The organism is Streptomyces sp. SID11385 (genome assembly GCF_010548245.1).
Lineage (GTDB): Bacteria > Actinomycetota > Actinomycetes > Streptomycetales > Streptomycetaceae > Streptomyces.
This window is the reverse complement of sequence record NZ_JAAGLR010001170.1, coordinates 1-565: the sequence shown is the minus strand read 5'-3', so window position 1 is coordinate 565 and position 565 is coordinate 1. Positions and strand designations below refer to the sequence as shown.

The 565-nt window shown below is 80.2% G+C and carries 1 protein-coding gene; it reads left to right on the top strand.

The window, feature by feature from the left end; genetic code table 11:
• The coding region (locus G3I42_RS35595; protein ID WP_203607769.1) for an NlpC/P60 family protein at positions 1-349 on the top strand (349 nt) is incomplete at its 5' end.
• Between the last annotated feature and the right edge of the window lie 216 nt (positions 350-565).

Genomic DNA, 565 nt, shown 5'->3' with positions numbered 1-565 from the left:
CTCCGGGCGTGCCGCCGTCGCCGTCGCGGCGGCCCGCTCCGCGCTCGGCCGCCCCTACGTGTGGGGCGCCTCCGGGCCCGGGGCCTTCGACTGCTCCGGGCTCATGCAGTGGGCGTGGGGACGGGCCGGGGTCGGCCTGCCCCGTACCTCGCAGGCCCAGGCGGGCGCGGGGCAGCGCGTACCGCTCTCGCAGGCGCGCCCCGGGGACCTCGTCACGTACCGCTCGGACGCGAGCCACGTCGGCATGTACGTGGGGGGCGGCCAGGTCATCCACGCCCCGCACCCGGGCGCGGCCGTGCGCTTCGAGTCCGTCCACATGCTCCCGATCAACTCGGTGACCCGGCCCTGAGCTCCGGCGGCGACGCGTCCCCGGCCGGTTCCGGGGACGCGGGACGGGGGCGCCGGGGGAGGGGCGGAGCCCCGCCGTATGCTCGCCGCGTGGCCCGAAGCCGACCCTTTCGCCCCCGCCCCGCGCGCGCCGCGGCGCTCGCTCTCCTGCTGCTCGTCGGCGGCTGCGCGGGAGGGGACGGCGAGAGCGGCGGCGACGCGGGGACGCGGGTGCGGG